Source organism: Neorhizobium sp. P1_A6 (genome assembly GCF_056406795.1).
Genome location: NZ_JBFTZM010000002.1, coordinates 412,120 through 433,378, shown reverse-complemented (window position 1 = coordinate 433,378; position 21,259 = coordinate 412,120). Strand labels below are relative to the sequence as shown.

Genomic DNA, 21,259 nt, shown 5'->3' with positions numbered 1-21,259 from the left:
GGCTTCGGCACTGCCCCTCAGGGACCAGTGCCGAAGAAGGCGAGGCGGGTGAAGATCGTATAGTCCGCCTCCGATACCATCAGCGCGACGAAAACAAGCACCAGCAGCGGCGGCAGCAGGATGGCGTAAACGAGCGCCAGCCGTTCCCAGGCCATGTGCATGAAGACGGCAACGATCAGCCCGGCCTTCAGCATCATGAACAACAGGATCAGCGTCCATCTGAGATAACCCTGGAAGCCGAGATAATCGACCATGTAGGAAAAGGCGCTGAGCACGAAGAGCATGCCCCAGACGAGGAGGTAGAGCCGGATCGGGTGCTGCTGCCCGGTTTGGAGCCGTTGTCCAGATTGGATGTGTGCATGCGCCGCTGTCTCGTTCATGACGACCTCACCACAGATAGAAGAATGCGAAAATGAAGACCCAGACCAGATCGACGAAGTGCCAGTAGAGGCCCATGATCTCGACGGCCTCGTAGCGACCTCTCCGGCTGGTGAAGAAGCCGCGCCGTTCCTGGTCGAAATCGCCCCGCCAGACCTTGCGGGCGACGATGAGGAGAAAGATGACGCCGATCGTGACATGGGTGCCGTGAAAGCCGGTAATCATGAAGAAGGTCGATCCGAACTGTGCCGCCCCCCAGGGGTTTTCCCATGGGCGCACACCTTCGGTGATCAGCTTCGTCCATTCGAAGGCCTGCATGCCGACGAAGCATGCGCCGAGAAGCGCCGTTAGCAGCATCAAGATCGCGGTCGTGCGGCGGTCGCGGCGATAGCCGAAATTGACCGCCATCGCCATGGTGCCGCTGCTCGAGATCAGCACGAAGGTCATGATCGCAATCAGGATCAGCGGCACGTCCTGGCCGCCAATATGCAGCGCGAAGACCTCGCTCGGATTGGGCCAGGCGACCGGCGTCGACATGCGGGCGGTCATGTAGGCGATCAGGAAACAGCCGAAAACGAAGGTGTCGCTCAAGAGAAAGATCCACATCATCGCCTTGCCCCAGGAGGCGGTCTTGAAGGCGCGCTGATCCGACGCGAAATCGGCGGCGACACCGCGCAGGCCCGCCGGCCTGAGGTCTGGCTCGCCATGTGTCCCGATAGTCTGTGCCATCTGCAAATCTCCTGGTTCGGCCCCTAGGTCAGCAATGTGCGGCAGAGATCGACGAAATCATTTGCCCACCCGGCAAATAGCGCGAAGAGCAACAGCCAGACGGCGAGCATGAAATGCGAATAGATGGCGGAGAGATCGACGCTGAGGCGCAGCCTCTCCGGCGCAACGTCGGTTGAAAATGCCCTGACCGTCGTGTGCGCAAGCACGGCGAGCCCACCGAGGATATGCAGCCCGTGCAGGCCGGTCAGCATGTAGAAGAAGCTGTTGGCGGGATTGTCGACCAGCACGTAGCCGGCTGACACCAGTTCCCGCCATGCCTGGATCTGCCCGACGAGAAAGAAGACGGCAAGCGCAAGTCCTGTCACAAGCGCCAGCCGCAGGCTTTCCATGCGGCCGTGTCCCGCTTCTCGTCTCGCCCATTGCAGCGCCGCGCTGCTCGATGCGAGTGCTGCGGTGTTCACCCAGAGGAGGCGCGGAACCGGCATGCCCCACCAGTCGGCCGACGCCATGCGCATGAAATAGGCGCTGACGGCAAGGCTGAAGACGGCGCCGACGACGCCGAGAAACACGAAGAGGCCGATCTTCACCGCCGGCGGCTGTCGCCGCTCTGCGCCGATATGATCCGGCAGTTGCACCGACCCGGTTTCCAGCCAGGGCTTCGAGGTCAGCCGCTGCCCGGAAAGCCACCAGATGATGATGGCGGCGATCGCGGCAAGGAAGATCAGGATGACGTTCATGCGGGAACCTCCCGGGTGACGCCATCGCTTGCCGGAACATTCTGCGGAATGAAATCCTCGGCCGCTCCCGGCACGCTGTAGTCATAGGCCCAGCGGTAGACGACGGGCAGGTCCTTGCCCCAGTTGCCGTGGGCGGGCGGGGTCTGCGGCGTCTGCCATTCCAGCGTCGTCGCCCGCCATGGATTGCCGCCGGCCTCTTGCCCCCGGAAAAGGCTCCAGACGAGATTGAACAGGAACACCATCTGTCCGGCCCCGACGATCAGCGCCATGACGGTGATGAAGATGTTCAGCGTATGGGCCGAAGGCGGAACGAAGGCCGTTTCTCCCATCTCGAAATAGCGGCGCGGCACCCCGAGCAGGCCGAGATAATGCATCGGAAAGAAGATCGCATAGGCGCCGAGGAAGGTGATCCAGAAGTGGATATGGCCGAGCACGTCGTTCAGCATGCGTCCCGTCACCTTCGGATACCAGTGATAGATCGCCCCGAAGATGACGAGGATTGGCGCCACACCCATGACCATGTGGAAATGCGCGACGACGAACATCGTGTCCGACAGCGGCACGTCGACGACGACATTGCCGAGGAAGAGGCCCGTCAGCCCGCCATTGACGAAGGTGACGATGAAGGCGAGCGCAAAGAGCATCGGCAGAGTCAGGTGGATGTCGCCGCGCCAGAGCGTCAGCACCCAGTTATAGACCTTGATCGCCGTCGGGACGGCGATGATCAGCGTCGTGGTGGCGAAGAAGAAGCCGAAGGCCGGGTTCATGCCGCTGACATACATGTGGTGTGCCCAGACGACGAAGCTCAGCGCACCGATGATGACGATCGCCCAGACCATCATGCGGTAGCCGAAGATGTTCTTGCGCGCATGCGTGCTGATCAGGTCCGAAACGATGCCGAAGGCGGGAAGTGCTACAATATAGACCTCGGGATGCCCGAAGAACCAGAACAGGTGCTGGAAGAGGATCGGGCTGCCGCCGCCGTGCTGCAGCTGCGTGCCCATCTCGACGATGGCGGGCATGAAGAAGCTCGTGCCGAGCACCCGGTCGAACAGCATCATGACGCAAGCGACGAACAGGGCAGGGAAGGCGAGCAGCGCCATCACGGTGGCGGTGAAGATGCCCCAGACGGTGAGCGGCATGCGCATCAGTGTCATGCCGCGCGCCCGCCCCTGCAGCACCGTCACCACATAGTTCAGCCCGCCCATGGTGAAGCCGATGATGAAGACGATCAGCGACGAGAGCATGAGGAGGATGCCCCAGTCCTTGCCGCCGGGGGTGCCGGAAAGAACGGATTGCGGCGGATAAAGCGTCCAGCCCGCCCCTGTCGGGCCGCCGGGGGCGAAAAAGCCGGCGACCAGGATCAGCACCGCGAGCAGGTAGATCCAGTAGCTCAGCATGTTGGCGTAGGGAAACACCATGTCGCGGGCGCCGACCATCAGCGGAATGAGGTAGTTGCCGAAACCACCGAGGAACAGCGCGGTCAGGAGATAGATCACCATGATCATGCCGTGCATGGTGATGAACTGATAATAGTGATCGGCATCGATGAAGGCGAAATAGCCGGGAAAGGCAAGCTGCAGCCGCATCAGCCAGGAGAGCACCAGCGCTACAAGGCCGATCGAGATAGCGGTCATCGAATATTGCACGGCGATGATCTTGGCATCCTGGCTGAACACATATCTCGTCCACCAGCTGCTCGGATGATAAAGCTCGACATCCTCGACTTCGGCGGCGGGGATGGCGCCTGCACTTCCGGATGGAATCTCGACCATGATCTCTCTTCCCTTTCCTTCCGAAGCGGCTTCCGGCCGCTCCGCCGGGTCAGTTTGCCGGCCGCGGCGGCTCTCCCGATGACGCCGTAAGCTGGGTGAATGTCTGCTGCTGCCCAAGCCAGGTCTGGTAGTCCGCATCCTCGTCGACGACGACGGTGCCACGCATTTGCGGATGGCCGACGCCGCAGAGTTCGGCGCAGAGGATCTCGAAGCTTCCCGTGCGCGTCGGCGTGAACCAGAAATAGGTGATCATGCCGGGGATCATGTCCATCTTGGCGCGGAATTCCGGCACGTAGAAATCATGGAGAACATCGACCGAGCGCAGCAATATGCGCACCGGCTTGCCGACCGGCAGATGCAGTTCGCCGCCCTCGATGATCACGTCGTCGAGGCCGCTTGCGTCGTTCTTGTTCAGGCCGAGCGGATTTTCGGCGCTGACGTCGCGCGTCTCCGCGCGGCCGAGCTTTCCGTCCGCGCCCGGCAGGCGGAAGTTCCACAACCACTGCTGGCTGACGACCTCGACCGGTACGGCATCGTCGGGCACCGTGATGAACTGGTTCCACACCACCAGGCCAGGCGCCAGCATCGCCGCGACGCCGACTGCCGTTCCCGATGCCAGCAGCCATTCCAGCCTGCGGTTTTCAGGCTCATAGGCCGCCTGGTTGCCTGGCTTGTGTCGGAAGCGAAAGACGCAATAGGCCATGAACGAAACCACAGCCACGAAGACGATGCCGGTGATCCAGAAGGTGATGACGAGCGTGCTGTCGATATAGGTCCAGTTGGAGGCGATCGGCGTCCACCACCACGGGCTCAGCACATGGAACAGCACGGAGCCGACAACAATCAAGACGAGAATCAGCACAACAGCCATTTCCGCCCCTCCCTGAGCAGGTCGACCGTGAAACCGCATTCCGCAAAAATACGGGGTTATTATCGCACGAATGGAAAAGATGGGCAATTACTGCAATTTAGGCATGTCCAGCCGGTGGTCTCTCGGCCGGTTACTGGGAATATTGCTTGAGATAGGCGATGAGATTGGTGATCTCCTGCTCGTCCTTCAGGCCGACGAAGGTCATCTTGGTGCCCTTCACCTTCGCTTTTGGATTGTGCAGATAGTCGCGCAACGTCGCCTCGTCCCAGACGAGGCCGCCGTCTCCGGCCTCTTTCATCCCGGTCGAATAGGCGAAATTGGGATGCGTTCCGGCCTTTCGGCCAAACAGCTTGTTCAGTGACGGGCCGACCTTGTTCGTATCGGAATCGACGATATGACAGGTCGCGCATTTCTTGAAAACGGTGGCGCCCGCCGTCGCGTCACTTTCCTGAGCTGCGGCATCAAACGACGAAACGGCGACGATAGACGCGCCGATCAACAGAATAACACGATAGGTCATGGCAAACCTCATCCTCCTCAAGGTTGCCCAATCGCCCCATCATCCACCCCATCCGGGCGTGGATATGCTTGCGATCACTAAAGAGTAGTCCTTAAGGTTGGTAAGTCAACCGGCCCCACAAGAGGTCGAGGATCATATTTAGCTCAATGGCCCTAACGGCGTTGTGTCAAGGAGTGGGGCATGGATATGGTGGGATGAGAATTCGCCCATCGGCTACAGGCGTCATCATTTCCCACAACAAATCATCGTCGCAGACGATCCTTCTGACCACGTTCCCGAGTGAGCGTTAAGGGGTCGAGGGTTCAGATTGGCTCAAGAGCACCAAAATCCTGTCCGTATCGTTGCGTATGGCGCGACCTGTGGCATCCGGCACCTTTTTTACCAAGCGGCTTCGTAGATCCTGACAACATCTGGCAGCGACACCGTGCGCGGATTGTTGACCAGCAGACGGTTCTGTTCCATCGCACTTTCCGCTAGCAGAGGAAGTCCGTCTTTGGGAATTCCAACATCTCTCAGGCGTACGGGCAGGTTCAGGCGCACAGGCAGCATCGCCAATCCTTCGATAAAGCCGGAAATCCGCTCGGCCTGACCTGCAGGCTCAAGGTGAGGATAGAGGCAAGGCGCCAGCTCAGCATAGGCATCGCCACACACGGTCGCGTTGAAACGCAGGACATGCGGTAAGACGAGACTGTTGGAAAGGCCGTGCGGGACGTGATAGCGGCCACCGACCGGATAGGCGAGCGCATGGACGGCAGCGACCGGCGAGTTGGCAAAGGCCTGTCCGGCGAGCATCGCGCCGAGCAGCATCGCCTGCCTGGCGGCAAGATCGGTTCCGGTCATGACGGCGATCTCGATATTCGCCCCGAGAAGCCGAAGAGCCTCCTTGGCAAGGGTGCGGGAAACCGGATTGTTATTTGCACTTGCGGAGGTGAACGCCTCGATGGCGTGCACCATGGCGTCAATCCCCGTTGCAGCGGTCACGGTTGGTGGAAGGCCGAGGGTCAGTTCGGCGTCGAGAACGGCAGCATCCGGTAGCAGCACCGGCGATACGACGCCCTTTTTCTGGTGCGCGCCGGTGGTCACAATGGAAATCGGTGTGACTTCTGATCCGGTGCCTGCCGTTGTCGGCACAAGCACCAGCGGCAGACGCTGCCCGCGTACCTTGCCCACTCCATAGATATCATCGAGTGTTTCGCCGCTTCTGCAGAGCAGAGCCACAAGTTTTGCGACATCGAGCGACGAGCCACCGCCGATGCCCAATACGCCGGTTGCGCCAAACTCAATCGCCTGCGCCACAGCCGCATGAATGATGGCTTCCAGCGGATCGGCGACAACGCCCGTAAAGAGCGATGTTTCAGCGCCACCTGCCGAAAGGCTCGCCAGGGCCGGCTGCACCAGCCCCGCCTTGACGACCCCATCATCTGAAATCGCCAAAACACGCGACCCGAGCAGGGTCGCCAGCTCCGAAAGCCTGGCGATGCAGCCCGGCCCTGCAATGATCTGCGGGACGGTCGCGAATGTGAATGTGGACATCATACCAGCCTCTCACTGATGCCATTTGACCAGCGGCTGATAGTGATGCGGTTGGCGCATGACAACAAGATCCTTTCGGCGGACGATATTTGTAGGATAGGGCGTATCGAGATTGGAGGTGTCGACGGTTGCCGCGGCAATCCCTTCCTCGTCCAAAATCGCCGATTCCTGGCGTGGAAAGGCAAAGGAATCCGGCCCGAACACAGCACTCTTGCCCAAGTATCCCCGCGCCGCATCCAGCACATTGGCGAAGGCGAAATAGACGTTATTCTCGCCGCCGCGCAGGCGCAACGCGTGCCAGTGATAGGGTCGCCACCCTTGGGGTCGGGGGGTTGTTGTGTTCCAAGAGACGCTGATCCGCAACACGATCTCTTCGTGTTGCGGATCGAGAATAGGGTGCTGTTGCTTTAATGAAGTGGGACGAACGAGCGGTTCATTGCAACGCGGTCCGCATGAGTCGAGTCTGGCCGAAGCGCTGCCATCTTGCTCTTAAATATGGACCATCTTGTGGGTGCTTCACCCTTCGCCGCAGCATCGAGCGCCTTGCGCATGGTGGGTGCGTCGAAGTCGCAGCAGTAGCCCGGCGTCAACGGCTGCTGCCTCCAGGATTCAGCGAGCGGTCCGCCGTCGACCGGATCGAACCCGACCTCGTTTACGATTGCCATGGCGATCTTCTTCGCGGCGGCGTCGTCTCCCGCGACCGCCACGGCCAGTCGACCGGCCGCACCCTCGGGCTGGCCCAGTTCCGCCAGGGAATATGCGAGGATGTTGTTGAAGGCCTTGATGATAGGGCGACCAATCTGTCTGGAGACCCAGACGCTCTCGACCTCGCCTGCATCGAGGTCGGCGATCTGCGGGTCACGCAGACCCGGATAGTAGTTGCTGGTATCTATGACGGGGACGTTGGCGGGCAGGTCCTTGAAGAGGTCCTTCGGCAGGTTTTCGATGGCGAGAAGCGGAATGGAAAGAATGACAAGGTCCGCGCCGTAGATGGCTCCTTTCGTGTCCGCAGCAGCGACTCCAATCTCGTCGGCGAATGGCCTGACGGCATCCGCGCCCTTGGAGTTCGCCACCCTGACCTCATGGCCTGCCGATGCAAGCTTGCGGGCGAGAGTGCCGCCGATATGGCCAATTCCGATGATACCGATTTTCATGCTGATGCTCCTGTTGTGCCGCCAATCAAGATAATGAATACTGCGACTTCAACAAGAACAGACAGATAGGCGGGTTCCCCACCAAAAGGTATGTATGGCCCAGGAACGGGAGTGGAGATGCGGAGACCCGCAGCAGCAACGCAAATGGGCGGACGCGACGACGGACGCCGTGCGGGTACTCGAAGGTAAATGGAAGATCGTCATCATCTGCCAACTGTTCGGGACCAAGGAGGCGCTTCGCTTTTCCGAACTCGAACGGCGGTGCGAAGGGGTGAACCAGAAGATGCTCATCCAGCAATTGAAGGAGCTGGAGAAGGACGGGATCGTAACCCGTACCGTCTATCCCCAGGTGCCGCCGAAGGTAGAATATGCATTGACCGAGATGGGCAAGGCCCTGGGTCCGTCGATGGCCGAACTCATCGACTGGGCCATCATGCGCAGGGATCGGATGGCAACGGAAGTCCGGCTGTGAGCCGTTGCTAGTTCTCGTCGAACCGGAGCGCGGTGTTACGCTCCAGGCTTGCCGGAGCCGCTGCGACCATTTCGTTGATGAGATCGGTGTTGCCGACGATAACGACAGTCTCTACGCCACGCGTGATGGCGGTGTAGAGCATGGTCCGATCCAACAGCTTCGACCGGAAGACAGGGATGATGACCCGCTTGAAGGCCGATCCCTGCGCTTTGTGGACGCTGATGGCAAAAAGCAACACACGTAAAACCGCCTTCCCGTTCCATAATATCTATTATGCGACCAATCCCTGTAGCCGCAAAGTTGAAGTGTCCTGATTCTGCAAAGTTGGAATGTCACTCTCCCCGGGTCTTGATGACCTGGGAGATTGGCGATGGGACTGATAGCGATGAGCGAGCGCGATCTGCAGCGGATCGAAGTTTTGACGAAGGTTATGGCCGATCGGATGACGCTGGTGACGGCGGCGCATGTTCTCGACCTGAGCACACGCCAGGTGCGTCGTCTGCTGGATCGGATCAGCGCTGGCGGCGCGGCGTCGATCCGGCACCAGGCGATCGGCCGGCCGTCGAACAACCGGATTCCCTATGCACGTGACGCGGATAACGCAAACGGCCGCGCCGTCAAGTTGACAGACGCGTTCTCTATCCTGTTGATATAATCGACTCTACATTGTTGAAATGGTTTGCAATTGCCGGCCTGCCCGTGCGGGGATGCCGCCTCGGCCTTCCCTACTCCATCGGCCCTATCGGGGTCAATTTCAGAGCTGTCAGGGATCTGCGGGAGAAATCCGCGGCGGCGGTTCGACCATGTAGTGCCGCTCGCCGCGCCGGCAAAGATAGACCTCGCGCTCGGGATTTGCCTCGATCGTAAAGCCGGAGCTGCGCAGCATAGCGTCCATCGCCGCCTTGTTGGGGATGAACCAGTTGGTAGGATCCGCGGCGTAACGTTCCTCGACGAAAAACAGTTTTGGGTAATCCGGCCGGTCGAAGACGGCCCATTCGGAAAACTCGTAATTCTCCTGGAGACAGGGAGCCCGTTCGTCACCGCGCTGCAGGCATTGGAAGAGCATCCGGTCCGCGACTACGTGCTCGTGGAGAAGGTCGAGCGCCAGCAGCGGATGGCGCAGATGATAGAGCACTCCCATGAAAATCACGAGGTCGAACTTTTCGCAGAGCTGGCCGACGTCATAGACCGACATCTGCCTGAACTCGATGTCGAGGCCGGATTGTTCGGCGGCAAACCGCGCCTGGGCGAGGTAGCGCGGATCGGAATCGATACCGACGACGCGCCCGGCATGCCGCCGCTTCATCTCCAGGGAATAGAAGCCGGCATTGCAGCCGATATCGAGGACACTGCGGCCCTCGAGATCTTCAGGGATGACATGCTGGAAACCGCGCCACTTGAAGGCCGGATAATCGCCGAGGAAATGATCCGGCGCCGTCTGTACGCCACCGATCTCCATATTGTGGAACCAGGGCCCGAGCTCCGCGATCCGCCGTTGCAGGTCCTCGTGGGTTCTCCCTCTTCCAGCATCCATGGTCAGACCCTCATGCCCATTTCGGGGGAAACCGCCGGGCTCCAGACGGTACTGCGGCGCGGCTTCCTCTCCGCATCGTTCCCGACCGTCGCGATGAACCAGTCCGCGGTGTGCCGCAGGCCTTCCCGCAGCGGCACCTTCGGCTCCCAGCCGAGCAGTTCCCGCGCCCGCGAAATATCCGGCCGGCGCCGCTGGGGATCGTCCTGCGGAAGCGGCTTGCGGACCATTTTCGAAACCGTCGGCACCATGGCGAGCACCAGGGCGGCGAGTTCGTTGATGGTGAACTCGCCGGGATTGCCGAGGTTGACAGGCCCTAGCGGATTGGGATCGACATCCATCAGCGCCAGCAGGCCGGCGACGAGATCGCTGACGAAGCAGAAGGAGCGCGTCTGTTCGCCGGTGCCATAGATCGTCAGCGGCTTGCCGGAAATCGCCTGGACCAGAAGATTGGAGATAATCCGGCCGTCATTCGGCTGCATGCGCGGGCCGTAGGTGTTGAAGATGCGCGCCACCCGGGCATCCACCCGTCCGCTCCGCAGCATGTCGAAGCAGAGGGCCTCCGCCGCGCGCTTGCCTTCGTCGTAGCAGGCGCGCGGGCCGATGCAGTTGACGTTGCCGCGGTAGTCCTCGCGCTGCGGATGCTCGGCCGGGTCGCCATAGACCTCGCTCGTCGAGGCCTGCAGGAAGCTGGCGCCGTGCTGCTCGGCAAGCGACAGGAGATTGCCGGTGCCGGTGACGCAGGTCATCATCGTGTGGACGGGATCGGCCTGATATTGCGGCGGAGACGCGGCGCAGGCGAGGTTGTAGACCTGGTCCAGCGGCTCGTCGATGCGGTCGAACTCGCAGATATCCGCCTCGATCAGCCGGAATTCCGGATGGTTCAGCAGCGGACGGACATTGTCCTTGGAACCGGTAATATAGCTGTCCACACAAATCACCCGATGACCGCGGGCAAGCAGGGCATCGCAAAGATGCGAGCCCACGAAGCCGGCCCCTCCGGCAACAAGAACGGTTCTGCTTTTTCCGTTTCGGGTTCTTTGAAGCATTGAGGCACTCCTTAGGCTGACAGGGATTGGATCATCGGTTCGCTGCGTGCGGATCGTTCGGGCAGGTGTTCGAGCGCTCCGGCGAGCTGACGGGCACGGGCAAGGCCGGTATGGTCTTTCAGGACGCGAGCCCTGGCGTCCTCTGCCAGGGATCTGCGAGCCTCCTCGCCCATCTCGGTCAGCGCCTTCATCACGTCCTCCGGCTGCCTCGCGACAATGAGGGCCTCTCCATCGGGCAGAAGCTCGTCGAGGCCGCGCCAGAAGTCGCTGACGATCGGCGTGCCGCAGGCGGCGGCTTCGAACAGGCGGACGCTTGGAGACCAGCCGGCGGCGATCATGTCGGCCCGCGTGACGTTGAGGGTAAACCGTTGCCGGCTGTAGAAGCCGGCGTGCTCGCTCGGCGGCAGATGCTCGATGCGCTGCACGTTGGCGGGCCAGGCGATGTCTGCGGGATATTGCGGCCCGGCCACCACGAAGCGTAAGTGCGGCAGCCGCCTTGCCGGTTCGATTAGCAGCCTTTCGAGCGTCGGCTGGCGGTCGGCACTATATGTGCCGAGATAACCAAGATCCCACCGGAAAGTTTCACCGGTATTTTGGTATCGGCCAGCATCGACCGAACAATAAAGGGCCTCGGCTTTCCTGGCTCCGAAACGCTGCTCCAGCCGCGTCAGCACCTCGCCGCCCGAGAAGGAAAAATAGGTGTCGAAGAGCGGGATCTGCCGGAGAGCCAGATATTCCTCGTCCACCCTTTCGAGCTTGGCAAGCGTCACCGGCGTGTCGATATCGTAGAAGCACAGACGTCTCGGCTGAAGGTCCGCCACCGCATCAATGACGCTCACGCCCTCCGGCACATAGGAGCCGATGATGACGGCGTCGGCGCGCCGGATCCGGTGGGCATAGGCGTCGATCATCGCCCCGACGTCGGAATAGTAGGCGAGTTCGCAGAAATCGGGATCGACAAGGTCGCGCTGGGTCGCATACCAGGGAACGTCGCGCTCCAGGAACAGCACGCGGTGCCCGGCGGCCTTCAGCCCCCGGATCAGCGCCCGGAAGGTCGTGGCATGGCCGTTGCCCCAGGAGGACGACAGCGACAAGCCGAGGAAAACGATGTCGAGCCGCTTGGTCATTCGGCCGCCTCCATGCGGGCGCCGGCCTGGGCCCGGAAGATCGCATCGACCTCGTCTGCGCGATGGGCATAGGTGTGCTCGGAAAGCACGCGGGCCAATGCCCTCTTTCCGATCGCCTTTGCCCTCTCCTGCGTCAGGCCGGAGAGGATCTCGACCACGTCCTGACCGTCGCGGGCGACCAGAACCTCCTCGTCGGGCTTGAGAAAGAGGTCGATGCCTTCCCAATAATCGGTGATCAGGCATGCTTCGGCCCCGGCCGCCTCGAACACCCGCGTCGCCGGCGAAAAGCCGTTTTCTGCCATGCTGGCGCGGGAGATGTTCAGCACAGCCTTCGGCGTCGCGTTGAAGGCGTTGTGATCGCGGGTGGAGACGTGGCCGATGGAGCGCACGTTGTCGCTCATCGGCTTGTCCTGCCAGCCGGAACCGCCGAGCAGGAACGTCTGCCGGGGCAATCGTGCGGCGGGCTCCAGGAAGAACTGTTCGACACGCGCCTCTCGGTCCGGCAGACGATTGCCGAGAAATCCGAGATCGGCGGCGAAGCGTGGCTGTGCCGGTACCGGATGATGGGTGTCGGGGTCGAGCGCATTGTAGACCGGAACGCAATTGGCCGCCCTGAGGGCACGATAGGCGTTGACGACGGGGTCGCCGCCGCCATAGGTCAGAACGAGGTCGATCTTGCCGAGAGCCTGGCGAAGCGGATGGCAGGGAGCGGCCCGCAGTTCGGCAAGCGTCGCCGGCGCGTCGACGTCCCAGAAGATCTTCAGCGCCGTCGGCCGGGCGTTGCGAAGGATTTCTTCGAGCAGGAGGTCGTCTTCAAAACCGACCCCGCTTGCCTTGACGACGATATCGGCGTCAGCCGCCCTCACCGTAACGGCCTTCAACGCGTCGACGGTGCCTTCGTAAACGACGACCCTGCACCAGTCCGGCGGGTCGATATCGCGGTTCTTCTGGCGGTCGTAGACATCCGGCTCATAAAAGGTGATGTCGTAGCCTTTCTGCGCCAGGGCCCGCAGGAGGCCGCGGTAATAGGTGGCGGCGCCGTTCCAGTAGGCGGAGACAAGGCTCGATCCGTAGAATGCGATCTTCATTCGGCGGCCTCCCTTGCTGCCAGTTTGCCGGTAACCCGTTCGGTGCCGCATTGGGTCAGGATGAAGAGCAGTTCATCGACCCGGTGGCGGCAGGTGTGGCGGGCGCGGATGGTTGCCAGACCGGAGGCGGTCAGGGATTCCGACAGATCCGGATCGGACAGAACATCGCGCAGCAGACGCGTCATCTGCTCACCGTCGCGTGCGACGAGGTAATCGGTCTCCGGTCGAAAGAGGTTTTCGACGTCGTCCCAGGGGGCCGAGATCAGCGGGATGCCACAGGCGAGCGCCTCGAAGACACGGATCGTGGGAATGCCCGGCAGGTTTTCGACGTAGGGCCGCCGCGGGATATGGACGGTCACTTTATGCCGGGCGAACGCGAGCGGCGCTTCGGCATTGGCAATCCAGCCGCCATAGGCGATCCCAGCTTGGCTGAGTTCTTCCAGCGCGTGTTCCGGATAGCGCACTCCGCGCACCGTCGCGTCGAGTTTCAGCGCCTTGGCGGGTCGAACCAGAAACTCCATGATCTCGGCGGACCGTTCGTCGTCACCCCAATTGCCGATCCAGATGAGATCGCCCGTCTTGGTGATGTCCAGCCGCGGATGGAACAGCGTGTCGTCCGCAGCCTCGTGCCAGGTGAAGACGGCCCTGCCCCAGCCCGCCTTGAGATAACGCTGTCGCAACGTCTCGCCAAAAGCCAGGATTGCGTCGTAGTCGGCGAGCCTCAGACCGGCGATATCGCTTTCTGCCGAAACAGCGCGGTGATGCGTATCGTGGAAGATCAGCGTGAACCTGCCGCCGTTGCGTCGGATCTTCCCGATCCGTTCCACAAGTTCCGGCTCGGTCCATTCATGAACTACGACCACATCGGCGTCGGCGATCGCGGCCTCGTGGTCGAAATTGCCGTCATAGGTCTGCGCCGTAAGTTGAGGGAATGTCTCCCGGAACTTCTGAACCGCGACAGGCCTCTGTTCCTTCAGGAGGTTGACACGGCTCCAGGAATCCTGCGGCTCCAGCGCAAGCGCCTCATGGCCGCGGCTGATGAGGTCACGCATGACGCCTCGAAGAAAATGAGCGTTTCCGTGATTCCAGTCGGAAATCAGGGAATGGGTGTAGAAAATGAACTTCATGATCACTCCGCTGCGGTGCGTGCATGGTGGTTCGCCGGCAGGAGCCGGTCATAGACCTGCATGACCGCTGCGACCTGGGCCTCCGGCGTATAATGACGAGCCCGGGAAAGTGCTGCTTCGGCCAGTTCTTCCCGCAACCGCCTATCCCGTGAAAGACGATTGATGGCCCGGGCGAATGCCTGCTGGTCGCGAGGATCAGCAAACAGGGCCGCGCGATCCCAGAGCTCCCGATAGGTCGGGATATCGGCCAGCACCAAGGCGCTTCGGCTGCGGGCCGCTTCCAAAGCCGCCAGGCCGAACGGTTCATAGACGGAAGGCGATGCGACGATTGCGGCGCGGCCCATCAGCGCCATGGTTTGGTCGTGGGAAAGCTCGCCCCGCCACTGGACATTTTCCAGCGGCAGATGTTGTCCGTTCGGCCCGCGGTTCGCGCCCGCCATGACCACCGGCCAGTCGACGTGCTTGGCTGCGGCATCCAGCACGGCGCCGTTCTTTCCGTCGTCCCACCAGCGGCCGGCGGCAAACACGAAATCCTCTTTCGAACCGCGCGGATGCTCGACCAGGCTTGCATTACGGACCACCTGCAATCCGGCAATCGGTCCGTAAGCCTTTTGCAGCGACGCCGCATGGCTGCCGCTCGGCGCAAGCACCGCGTCCGCACGATCGAACCCTTGCCGATTGAGGTGAAACTGCCACATCCAGTCATCGGGAACGGCACTGCCGCGAACGGCGGCAAACCAGGTGACGACGCAGGAATGAGACACCACCACCACCGGTATCTCGATCGCCAATCCCGCCGCCTGGGATGGGAGATTGAGATGGACGAGGTCAATCCCTTCCCGCTCTGCGAGATTTGCGATGAGATCCGGAACGGGTCTCAGTGCCGCCTCGTCTTCGACCATCCAGTCGAGCGGGGCGTCGAGCCAGATCAGCTTTCCAAGGGCCTCCGCCTCGCGTGTCTGCTCGACCGATGGTTTAGGTCCCAGACCGGCGAAGACGACGTCGACCCCGTTCGATCGCAGACCCCAAGCGAGGTCGAGCGCGTATCGCCAGACGCCGCCGACGGCATCGACCGTCATCAGCAGCCGACGGCTCCCGACCGGATTGCCGCGCGCCGTCATGCCCGCACCTTCTGCTTTTGCCGAAGACGCGGGCGACCACCGAAGCGGTTGTCGGCCAGCCATTCGCCCAGGTGCCGCAGGCCGCTCTGCCAGCGCACCCGTGCCTGCCAGCCGAGCTGGCGTTCCAGCTTTCGCGTGTCCGCGACGAAGTAATACTGGTCACCGGCGCGCCAGTCGCCGAAGTCGGTTTCCAGCGGGTGCCCGGCGAGCTTCTCGATCTCTTCGAGGACGGCCAGAATGCTGACGGCGTTAAGCGGTCCGCCGCCGAGATTGAAGACTTCGCCCTTGACCTCAGCGATGTTGGAAAGCACCGCCCGGTAGGCCTGGACCGCATCATCGACGTGGAGGATGTCGCGTACCTGCTTGCCGTTGCCGTAAATGGAGATCGGCACCCCTGACAGGGCGCGAATCAGGAAATGTGCCACCCAGCCCTGGTCTTCGGTTCCGAACTGCCGCGGCCCGTAGATGCAGCTCATGCGCAGAACCGCGGTCGGGATGGAATAGGACTTGGCGTAGTCGAGCACATACTGGTCGGCAACGCCCTTCGAGCAACCGTAGGGTGTGCAGAAATCGAGCGGCCTTTCCTCGCCGATGCCATGTGACCGCACGCCTTCATTCGCCGGGATGTAACGGTCCTCCACCTCCAGCATCTTCAGATCTTCGAGGGCTCCGTAAACCTTGTTGGTGCTGGCGAAAATCACCGGGGCGTTCTTTCCGGCCTTTCGCACGGCTTCCAGGACGTTGATCGTTCCCCGCGCATTCGCTTCGAAATCGTCGATCGGATGGGCAAGGCTGGTGGTGACCGCGGTCTGCGCCGCGAAATGAAAGACCGCCTTGGCATCGCTGAAGGCCGCCTCGATGCTGCGCAGGTCCCGCACGTCGGCAAGCACCGGGTGGACCCGCTTGCCGTGGCGCTCGGTCAGCCAGGCAAGGTTCTGATCGACGCCCGGTCGGCTGAGATTGTCGAGGATCACCACATCCTCGCCTTCCTGCAGAAAACTGTCGGCGAGGTTGGAGCCGATGAAGCCGCTGCCCCCGGTAACCACGACAGGCGCCGCGCCGGCCGAAAGGTTCGGAGCCGCAAGTTGCGTCACGTCCTCGAGACGAGAAACGCCGCCTTCCATCAGCAGTCGGGCAAGCAGTTTCGGCTGATAGTCATGGGTGACGGCGCCGAGATGATAATGCCGCGGATCGAACCACAGCCCCTCCTGAACCGGCACGTCCGGCGGCACGTCGCACCACGAATACCAATACATGCGATCGGCCGGCACGGAGAGCGCCTTTACGAAACGCCGGGCCTGTTCCATCTCGTCGCTGCGCCAGGTGGAATAACCTGTCTCGGTGATCCAGACTTCGGCAGCCGGATTGTAGCGGTCGAGGATTTTGCGCATCTCGCCGAGATGCATGTCCCAGCCGCCCCAGGTGCCGGTCTCGCTGTCCCAGGTGCCCGGAAAACCATGGAAACCGACGGCGTCCACGACACTCAGAACGCCACGCTCGCCCATCAGGTTCAGCCAATAGGGATCGAAAGGGCACGGGCCGCCAAGCACCGGCTTCCAGCCCCGATGTTTTGCCCAATAGGCAGCCCCGCCCACCATTTCGCAGAACAAAAGGAAGTCGCCGTCGTCGCGCCAATCCCAGTCCAGCAAATTGTTGGGTTCGTTCCACAGTTCGATGTGACTGAAATGTTTGCCATAGCGGGTCAGCACATGATCGACGAAATCCGCATAGGATTTGAGATCGCGCGGCGCAGCGGAGGACCGGCCGGTCCGCGACATCGACGGCGGCGTATAGTGGATGCAGGGCAGAAGATCGATCTGGCTGCCGAGGCGCGGGATCAGCCAGTCGAACCACTCTTCGCCACCGGGGGCGAGGTATTCCGCCCAGGAGAGATGGGTGCGCAAATAGCAGGCACCGCTCGCGAGGATGTTGGGCAGCAACTGCTCGGTCCGATCGAACTCGCCCGGCCGGAACCACTCGACGAAACCATAGGACTTGCGACGGACAGGGTCTGCGGGGAACGGGACGGTTGGGTTCATGATACAAGCCCCCGCTCTTCGAGTTGCCGCTTCATTTCGGCACCGCGATCGACGGCGCCTGTGCTGCGGACCCATTCGGCGAACGGCGCCAGCGAGTTCTCCAGCCGATATCCGGGCTCGAAGCCCAGGAGTTCGCGAGCCTTGGAGATATCGGCAAAGCAGTTGCGGATATCGCCGGAACGGGCCTTGTTCATGATGTCGGGGGTGATATCCGGAACGCCCATCGCCTCCGCAAGCAAGGTTGCCACCTCCGCGATCGTATAGGCCTGACCGCTGCCGATATTGATGACATGGCCGGGGGCGTTCGGCTTTTCGAGCGCCAGCCTGAATGCGCGGGCCACATCGCGTACATGGACGAAATCGCGGCGCTGCTGGCCGTCCTCGAAGATCATCGGTGGCTGGCCGTTCGCGAGCCGGGACGCAAAATTGGCGAGCACGCCGGTATAGGGGTTGGAAAGCGCCTGGCCGGCGCCGAAGACGTTGAATAGCCGCAGTGCCACCGCCTCGACTCCATAGGCCTCGCCGAAAATGAGCACCTGCTTTTCCTGCGCATATTTCGTCAGCGCATAGATCGAGGCGAGGTCGACCGGCTTTTCCTCGTCGGTGGCAATCGGTATCAGCGCCCTTCCATCGGAAGACAAAGGATCCCACTGACCGGTCCTGATCCGCTCCGGCTTCCGCCGGATGAAGCCGAGCTGGTCTCCATCGGCTGTCCGGTAACGCCCCTCGCCATAGACGCTCATCGACGAGGCCACCACGATCCTCCGGATGGGCCTGCCGATCATGGCTTCGAGAAGGACTGCCGTGCCGAGATCGTTTCCAGCGACATAACGGGCGATCTCGTACATCGACTGGCCCACCCCAACCTCGGCCGCGAGATGGATGATGCCGTCGATGCCCTCGATCGCTTTTTCGACTGCAGCCTTGTCTCTGACGTCGCCGCGGTAGACTTCCGCCGCATCGGGCACGGACGCTTCCGCGTCGCCATGCACCTGGTCAATCAGAGCGTCGAGAATGCGTACATCGCAGCCATTTTCCAGAAGTTCTTCAGTCACATGCCGGCCGATAAAGCCGCAACCACCAGTTACAAGAATCGTTGCCATCGGATGTCCTAGATGTATGGAACATAGCTTTCGATGGTGCCGAACAGCAGTCGGGAACGAAAGTTCCTTCATCAATGACATCTTTGTCATCTATGACTTCATCAATGACATCATCCCCAGCGGCAGGAACCGCGCGCGGAGTCTCCGGTTAGGAGAAAAATGGACGCACCGTGACGGGATAGAGATGTGACCGATCAGGAAAAAGAAAAGACCTCGGCCTCCGATGTCCCCCGGAAGGGCCAGCCGATCTCCGCAGTTCTCGACCGTAATATCAATGCGCTGATCCAGCGCCGGGCCGCAGACCAGAAGACGATGTCGCGGCAGGAGCGCATTGCGCAAGCGATGACGAACTTTGCCGGCAGCATGCCCTTCGTCTACCTCCACGCGTTGGTCTTCGGTCTGTGGATCATCGTCAATGTCGGATGGCTGCCGGTGATGCCCGCCTTCGACCCTTCGCTTGTCATCCTGGCGATGGTGGCTTCGGTGGAGGCCATCTTCATTTCGACCTTCGTGCTGATCAGCCAGAACCGCATGGCGCTGGAAGACGATAAACGCGCGGACCTCAGCCTCCAGATCTCGCTTCTCAACGAACATGAGACGACGAAGCTGATCGCGATGGTCTCGGCAATCGCCGACAGGCTCGGCATCGACACCGAGGTCGAACAGCACGAAATCGAGGAGATGAAGCAGAACGTACCGCCCGAAGTGGTCATGGAAGAGATCGAGCGGCAAGCTGACCGCTGATGCAGCTTCATCTTCTATGACTTCATCTTCTTCAACTTCTTCCGGAACTCTGCTGCGGGTTTCCAGTTCCACCCGCCGTGTCACGCGTTCCGAAGAGGAGAATTTGGCATGGATAGCACGACGATGCCGCGGCTGAAGGAGATGAAGGCCGCCATCATGACCGGCCCGGGCAGGATTGCGGTGGAGGCGCGGCCTTTATCCGAGCCCGGCCCTCATCAGGTCAGGATTAGGCTGGAAGGATGCGGCGTATGCGCGTCCAACCTCGGCCCGTGGGCCGGCCCCGACTGGATGACGTTTCCCACCGAACCGGGCGGCCTGGGGCACGAAGGCTGGGGGGATGTCGATGCGATAGGGCCTGGCGTCCGCAGTGTCAGGATCGGGGACCGCGTGGCCGCCCTCTCCTATCACGCCTATGCCACGCATGACGTGGCCGACGAGAATATGGTTGTTCCTCTGCCGCCAGCGCTGGAGGGCAAACCCTTCCCCGGCGAGCCGCTTGGCTGCGCCATGAACATCCTCCGCCGCAGCGGAATAGAGCCCGGCCAGACGGTGGCGATCATCGGCATCGGCTTCCTGGGCGCTCTGCTGACCCGGCTCGCCTCTAGTGCCGGCGCGCGGGTGATCGCCATTTCGCGGCGGCCGTTCTCTCTGGAGGTCGCCCGGCGGATGGGCACGGCCGAGACCATCGTCATGGACGACCATTGGCGCATCATCGAGGAAGTCCGCAGGCTTACCGACGGTCGTTTCTGCGACCACGTCATCGAGGCCGTCGGCAAGCAATGGCCGCTCGACCTCGCCGCCGAACTGACAATGGAGCGAGGTAAGCTGATCATCGCCGGCTATCATCAGGACGGTCCGCGTCAGGTCAACATGCAGCTTTGGAACTGGCGCGGGCTGGATGTCGTCAATGCCCATGAGCGCGATCCCGCCAGGTACATGGAGGGCATTCGCGAGGCGGTCGAAGCGGTCGCGACCGGCCAGCTCGATCCCTCGCCGCTTTACACGCACACCTATCGCCTGAACCAGCTCGACCAGGCGCTCAACGATACCCGCGATCGTCCGGGAAACTTTCTCAAGGCATTGGTGCTCTACGATGAATGAAATGACTTCCGAAAAAACACTTTCCGTTTCCTCCAAGCCGGTGAGGCTCGGGTTCCTCGGCGTGGGCTGGATCGGCCGGCACCGCATGCAGGCGATCCTTGATACCGGAATTGCCGAGGCCGTAGCGATCGCCGACCCTTCCGTGGACATGGCGGCGGAGGCGAAAAAGATCGCGCCCGGTGCCGCAATGGCAGACGATCTCGACGGGCTCCTCGCTCACGGTCTGGATGGCGTCGTTGTCGCGACCCCCAGCGCCCAGCATGCGGAACAGTCGATCGCCGCGCTGCGGGCGGGCGTCTCGGTCTTCTGCCAGAAACCGCTCGGCCGCTCGGCAGAAGAAGTGGCAGCAGTCGTGGAGGCGGCAAAGGTGTCCGATAGGCTGCTGGAGGTCGATTTTTCCTACCGGCATACCGCGGGCATGTCCCGTATCCGCGAGATCATCCGGGCAGAAGAACTGGGAAAGATATTTGCAGCCGACCTCGTGTTCCACAATGCCTATGGACCCGACAAGCCGTGGTTCTACGACAAGGCCAAGTCGGGCGGTGGCTGCCTGATGGATCTCGGTGTCCATCTGATCGACATGGCGCTGTGGTCCCTGGATTTCTCGGCTGTGACATCCGTCTCCGGTCACCTGATGGCCGGCGGCCGGCCAATCATCGCCGATAATCATCAGGTCGAGGACTACGCCGTCGCGAACCTGACGTTTGGCGATGGAATGGCGGTCCGCCTTGCCTGCTCATGGCGATTGCAGGCCGGCCGCGAGGCTATCATCGAGGCAAGTTTCTACGGCACGAACGGGGGGATATCGATGCGCAATGTCGATGGGTCGTTCTACGATTTCACCCTCGAACGCTTTTACGGCACATGGCGCGAAACCCTGATCGAGCCTCCGGACGACTGGGGCGGACGCGCGGCGGCCGACTGGGCTCGGCGGTTGGCCGCGGGAGAAAGGTACGATCCCGCATGCGAGAGGATCGCCGATGTGGGCAGGGTGATCGACCGGATCTACCGCTCTTCGCGTGAGACCGGAGGCCAATCGGCCCGCCTCGAATGATCTTGA

The 21,259-nt window shown here is 61.8% G+C and carries 21 protein-coding genes and 2 pseudogenes; 5 read left to right on the top strand and 18 right to left on the bottom strand.

The window, feature by feature from the left end; translation table 11 throughout:
- Nucleotides 1–17: 17 nt before the first annotated feature.
- The 9 genes and pseudogenes from AC1D3C_RS06195 to AC1D3C_RS06155 all read right to left on the bottom strand — a co-directional run bounded on the left by AC1D3C_RS06195 (nucleotide 18) and on the right by AC1D3C_RS06155 (nucleotide 7,697).
- The gene (locus AC1D3C_RS06195) at nucleotides 18–380 is read right to left on the bottom strand and encodes a cytochrome C oxidase subunit IV family protein (protein ID WP_040124703.1); all 363 of its coding nucleotides are present in this window, start codon (nucleotides 378–380) and stop codon (nucleotides 18–20) included.
- 7 nt (nucleotides 381–387) lie between these two features.
- Nucleotides 388–1,107, bottom strand: a complete 720-nt coding sequence (locus tag AC1D3C_RS06190; RefSeq protein WP_041366035.1) for a heme-copper oxidase subunit III family protein — start codon at nucleotides 1,105–1,107, stop codon at nucleotides 388–390.
- Nucleotides 1,108–1,130: 23 nt separating this feature from the next.
- On the bottom strand, nucleotides 1,131–1,844 hold the full coding sequence (locus AC1D3C_RS06185; protein ID WP_477482250.1) for a cytochrome c oxidase subunit 3: 714 nt from the start codon (nucleotides 1,842–1,844) through the stop codon (nucleotides 1,131–1,133).
- Entirely contained in the window at nucleotides 1,841–3,619 is a 1,779-nt protein-coding gene (ctaD, locus tag AC1D3C_RS06180; RefSeq protein ID WP_477482249.1) for a cytochrome c oxidase subunit I, read from the bottom strand. The genes AC1D3C_RS06185 and ctaD overlap by 4 nt, the downstream gene beginning before the upstream one ends.
- A 49-nt stretch (nucleotides 3,620–3,668) precedes the next feature.
- The gene (locus AC1D3C_RS06175) at nucleotides 3,669–4,490 is read right to left on the bottom strand and encodes a cytochrome c oxidase subunit II (protein ID WP_040124709.1); all 822 of its coding nucleotides are present in this window, start codon (nucleotides 4,488–4,490) and stop codon (nucleotides 3,669–3,671) included.
- 130 nt (nucleotides 4,491–4,620) lie between these two features.
- Complete coding sequence (locus AC1D3C_RS06170; protein ID WP_477482248.1) at nucleotides 4,621–5,010, bottom strand: c-type cytochrome; 390 nt, start codon at nucleotides 5,008–5,010, stop codon at nucleotides 4,621–4,623.
- A gap of 378 nt (nucleotides 5,011–5,388) precedes the next feature.
- Entirely contained in the window at nucleotides 5,389–6,543 is a 1,155-nt protein-coding gene (locus tag AC1D3C_RS06165) for an iron-containing alcohol dehydrogenase (protein WP_477482372.1), read from the bottom strand.
- A gap of 12 nt (nucleotides 6,544–6,555) precedes the next feature.
- A pseudogene (locus AC1D3C_RS06160) lies at nucleotides 6,556–6,873 on the bottom strand (carbon-nitrogen hydrolase family protein); the annotation flags it as partial.
- 77 nt (nucleotides 6,874–6,950) lie between these two features.
- The gene (locus AC1D3C_RS06155; protein ID WP_477482247.1) at nucleotides 6,951–7,697 is read right to left on the bottom strand and encodes an NADPH-dependent F420 reductase; all 747 of its coding nucleotides are present in this window, start codon (nucleotides 7,695–7,697) and stop codon (nucleotides 6,951–6,953) included.
- A gap of 94 nt (nucleotides 7,698–7,791) precedes the next feature.
- On the opposite strand from AC1D3C_RS06155, the gene AC1D3C_RS06150 reads away from it, so the two are divergent.
- Nucleotides 7,792–8,169, top strand: coding sequence for a winged helix-turn-helix transcriptional regulator (locus tag AC1D3C_RS06150; RefSeq protein ID WP_041364890.1), 378 nt, complete (start codon nucleotides 7,792–7,794; stop codon nucleotides 8,167–8,169).
- A 7-nt stretch (nucleotides 8,170–8,176) separates the two neighbouring features.
- Here AC1D3C_RS06150 and AC1D3C_RS06145 read toward each other — a convergent pair whose 3' ends face one another.
- The gene (locus AC1D3C_RS06145; protein WP_477482246.1) at nucleotides 8,177–8,407 is read right to left on the bottom strand and encodes an ATP-binding domain-containing protein; all 231 of its coding nucleotides are present in this window, start codon (nucleotides 8,405–8,407) and stop codon (nucleotides 8,177–8,179) included.
- 132 nt (nucleotides 8,408–8,539) lie between these two features.
- Here AC1D3C_RS06145 and AC1D3C_RS06140 point away from each other — a divergent pair.
- A pseudogene (locus AC1D3C_RS06140) lies at nucleotides 8,540–8,746 on the top strand (helix-turn-helix domain-containing protein); the annotation flags it as partial.
- A 186-nt stretch (nucleotides 8,747–8,932) separates the two neighbouring features.
- Here AC1D3C_RS06140 and AC1D3C_RS06135 read toward each other — a convergent pair.
- Genes AC1D3C_RS06135 through AC1D3C_RS06100 form a run of 8 tightly spaced genes read right to left on the bottom strand, consistent with a single transcriptional unit; the run spans nucleotide 8,933 to nucleotide 18,354 of the window.
- The gene (locus AC1D3C_RS06135; protein WP_477482245.1) at nucleotides 8,933–9,703 is read right to left on the bottom strand and encodes a TIGR04290 family methyltransferase; all 771 of its coding nucleotides are present in this window, start codon (nucleotides 9,701–9,703) and stop codon (nucleotides 8,933–8,935) included.
- A gap of 2 nt (nucleotides 9,704–9,705) precedes the next feature.
- Nucleotides 9,706–10,749: a UDP-glucuronic acid decarboxylase family protein gene (locus AC1D3C_RS06130; protein WP_477482244.1), complete on the bottom strand. Its 1,044-nt coding sequence runs from the start codon at nucleotides 10,747–10,749 to the stop codon at nucleotides 9,706–9,708.
- Between the two features lie 11 nt (nucleotides 10,750–10,760).
- Entirely contained in the window at nucleotides 10,761–11,876 is a 1,116-nt protein-coding gene (locus tag AC1D3C_RS06125; RefSeq protein ID WP_477482243.1) for a CgeB family protein, read from the bottom strand.
- The gene (locus tag AC1D3C_RS06120) at nucleotides 11,873–12,964 is read right to left on the bottom strand and encodes a CgeB family protein (RefSeq protein ID WP_477482242.1); all 1,092 of its coding nucleotides are present in this window, start codon (nucleotides 12,962–12,964) and stop codon (nucleotides 11,873–11,875) included. Before AC1D3C_RS06120 ends, AC1D3C_RS06125 begins: the two co-directional genes overlap by 4 nt.
- Nucleotides 12,961–14,091 (bottom strand): CgeB family protein, encoded by a 1,131-nt coding sequence (locus tag AC1D3C_RS06115; protein WP_477482241.1) that lies wholly within the window; start codon nucleotides 14,089–14,091, stop codon nucleotides 12,961–12,963. The genes AC1D3C_RS06120 and AC1D3C_RS06115 overlap by 4 nt, the downstream gene beginning before the upstream one ends.
- A 2-nt stretch (nucleotides 14,092–14,093) precedes the next feature.
- On the bottom strand, nucleotides 14,094–15,212 hold the full coding sequence (locus tag AC1D3C_RS06110) for a glycosyltransferase family 4 protein (protein WP_477482240.1): 1,119 nt from the start codon (nucleotides 15,210–15,212) through the stop codon (nucleotides 14,094–14,096).
- Entirely contained in the window at nucleotides 15,209–17,251 is a 2,043-nt protein-coding gene (locus tag AC1D3C_RS06105; RefSeq protein ID WP_477482239.1) for an SDR family NAD(P)-dependent oxidoreductase, read from the bottom strand. The genes AC1D3C_RS06110 and AC1D3C_RS06105 overlap by 4 nt, the downstream gene beginning before the upstream one ends.
- A complete protein-coding gene (locus AC1D3C_RS06100; protein WP_477482238.1) occupies nucleotides 17,248–18,354 on the bottom strand; it encodes an NAD-dependent epimerase/dehydratase family protein in 1,107 nt (368 codons plus the stop codon). Before AC1D3C_RS06100 ends, AC1D3C_RS06105 begins: the two co-directional genes overlap by 4 nt.
- A 186-nt stretch (nucleotides 18,355–18,540) precedes the next feature.
- On the opposite strand from AC1D3C_RS06100, the gene AC1D3C_RS06095 reads away from it, so the two are divergent.
- The 3 genes from AC1D3C_RS06095 (at nucleotide 18,541) to AC1D3C_RS06085 (ending at nucleotide 21,253) form a co-directional block, all read left to right on the top strand.
- Nucleotides 18,541–19,098, top strand: coding sequence for a DUF1003 domain-containing protein (locus AC1D3C_RS06095; protein WP_477482237.1), 558 nt, complete (start codon nucleotides 18,541–18,543; stop codon nucleotides 19,096–19,098).
- A 108-nt stretch (nucleotides 19,099–19,206) separates the two neighbouring features.
- Nucleotides 19,207–20,199 (top strand): MDR/zinc-dependent alcohol dehydrogenase-like family protein, encoded by a 993-nt coding sequence (locus tag AC1D3C_RS06090; RefSeq protein ID WP_477482236.1) that lies wholly within the window; start codon nucleotides 19,207–19,209, stop codon nucleotides 20,197–20,199.
- Nucleotides 20,192–21,253: a Gfo/Idh/MocA family protein gene (locus AC1D3C_RS06085; RefSeq protein ID WP_477482235.1), complete on the top strand. Its 1,062-nt coding sequence runs from the start codon at nucleotides 20,192–20,194 to the stop codon at nucleotides 21,251–21,253. Before AC1D3C_RS06090 ends, AC1D3C_RS06085 begins: the two co-directional genes overlap by 8 nt.
- Nucleotides 21,254–21,259 lie beyond the last annotated feature (6 nt).

Excerpts from the sequence above, each read along its gene's own strand:
- AC1D3C_RS06195 (WP_040124703.1), bottom strand. The coding sequence starts at position 380 with ATGAACGAGACAGCGGCGCATGCACACATCCAATCTGGACAACGGCTC.
- AC1D3C_RS06190 (WP_041366035.1), bottom strand. The coding sequence starts at position 1,107 with ATGGCACAGACTATCGGGACACATGGCGAGCCAGACCTCAGGCCGGCG.
- AC1D3C_RS06185 (WP_477482250.1), bottom strand. The coding sequence starts at position 1,844 with ATGAACGTCATCCTGATCTTCCTTGCCGCGATCGCCGCCATCATCATC.
- ctaD (WP_477482249.1), bottom strand. The coding sequence starts at position 3,619 with ATGGTCGAGATTCCATCCGGAAGTGCAGGCGCCATCCCCGCCGCCGAA.
- AC1D3C_RS06175 (WP_040124709.1), bottom strand. The coding sequence starts at position 4,490 with ATGGCTGTTGTGCTGATTCTCGTCTTGATTGTTGTCGGCTCCGTGCTG.
- AC1D3C_RS06170 (WP_477482248.1), bottom strand. The coding sequence starts at position 5,010 with ATGACCTATCGTGTTATTCTGTTGATCGGCGCGTCTATCGTCGCCGTT.
- AC1D3C_RS06165 (WP_477482372.1), bottom strand. The coding sequence starts at position 6,543 with ATGTCCACATTCACATTCGCGACCGTCCCGCAGATCATTGCAGGGCCG.
- AC1D3C_RS06155 (WP_477482247.1), bottom strand. The coding sequence starts at position 7,697 with ATGAAAATCGGTATCATCGGAATTGGCCATATCGGCGGCACTCTCGCC.
- AC1D3C_RS06150 (WP_041364890.1), top strand. The coding sequence starts at position 7,792 with ATGGCCCAGGAACGGGAGTGGAGATGCGGAGACCCGCAGCAGCAACGC.
- AC1D3C_RS06135 (WP_477482245.1), bottom strand. The coding sequence starts at position 9,703 with ATGGATGCTGGAAGAGGGAGAACCCACGAGGACCTGCAACGGCGGATC.
- AC1D3C_RS06130 (WP_477482244.1), bottom strand. The coding sequence starts at position 10,749 with ATGCTTCAAAGAACCCGAAACGGAAAAAGCAGAACCGTTCTTGTTGCC.
- AC1D3C_RS06125 (WP_477482243.1), bottom strand. The coding sequence starts at position 11,876 with ATGACCAAGCGGCTCGACATCGTTTTCCTCGGCTTGTCGCTGTCGTCC.
- AC1D3C_RS06120 (WP_477482242.1), bottom strand. The coding sequence starts at position 12,964 with ATGAAGATCGCATTCTACGGATCGAGCCTTGTCTCCGCCTACTGGAAC.
- AC1D3C_RS06115 (WP_477482241.1), bottom strand. The coding sequence starts at position 14,091 with ATGAAGTTCATTTTCTACACCCATTCCCTGATTTCCGACTGGAATCAC.
- AC1D3C_RS06110 (WP_477482240.1), bottom strand. The coding sequence starts at position 15,212 with ATGACGGCGCGCGGCAATCCGGTCGGGAGCCGTCGGCTGCTGATGACG.
- AC1D3C_RS06105 (WP_477482239.1), bottom strand. The coding sequence starts at position 17,251 with ATGAACCCAACCGTCCCGTTCCCCGCAGACCCTGTCCGTCGCAAGTCC.
- AC1D3C_RS06100 (WP_477482238.1), bottom strand. The coding sequence starts at position 18,354 with ATGGCAACGATTCTTGTAACTGGTGGTTGCGGCTTTATCGGCCGGCAT.
- AC1D3C_RS06090 (WP_477482236.1), top strand. The coding sequence starts at position 19,207 with ATGGATAGCACGACGATGCCGCGGCTGAAGGAGATGAAGGCCGCCATC.
- AC1D3C_RS06085 (WP_477482235.1), top strand. The coding sequence starts at position 20,192 with ATGAATGAAATGACTTCCGAAAAAACACTTTCCGTTTCCTCCAAGCCG.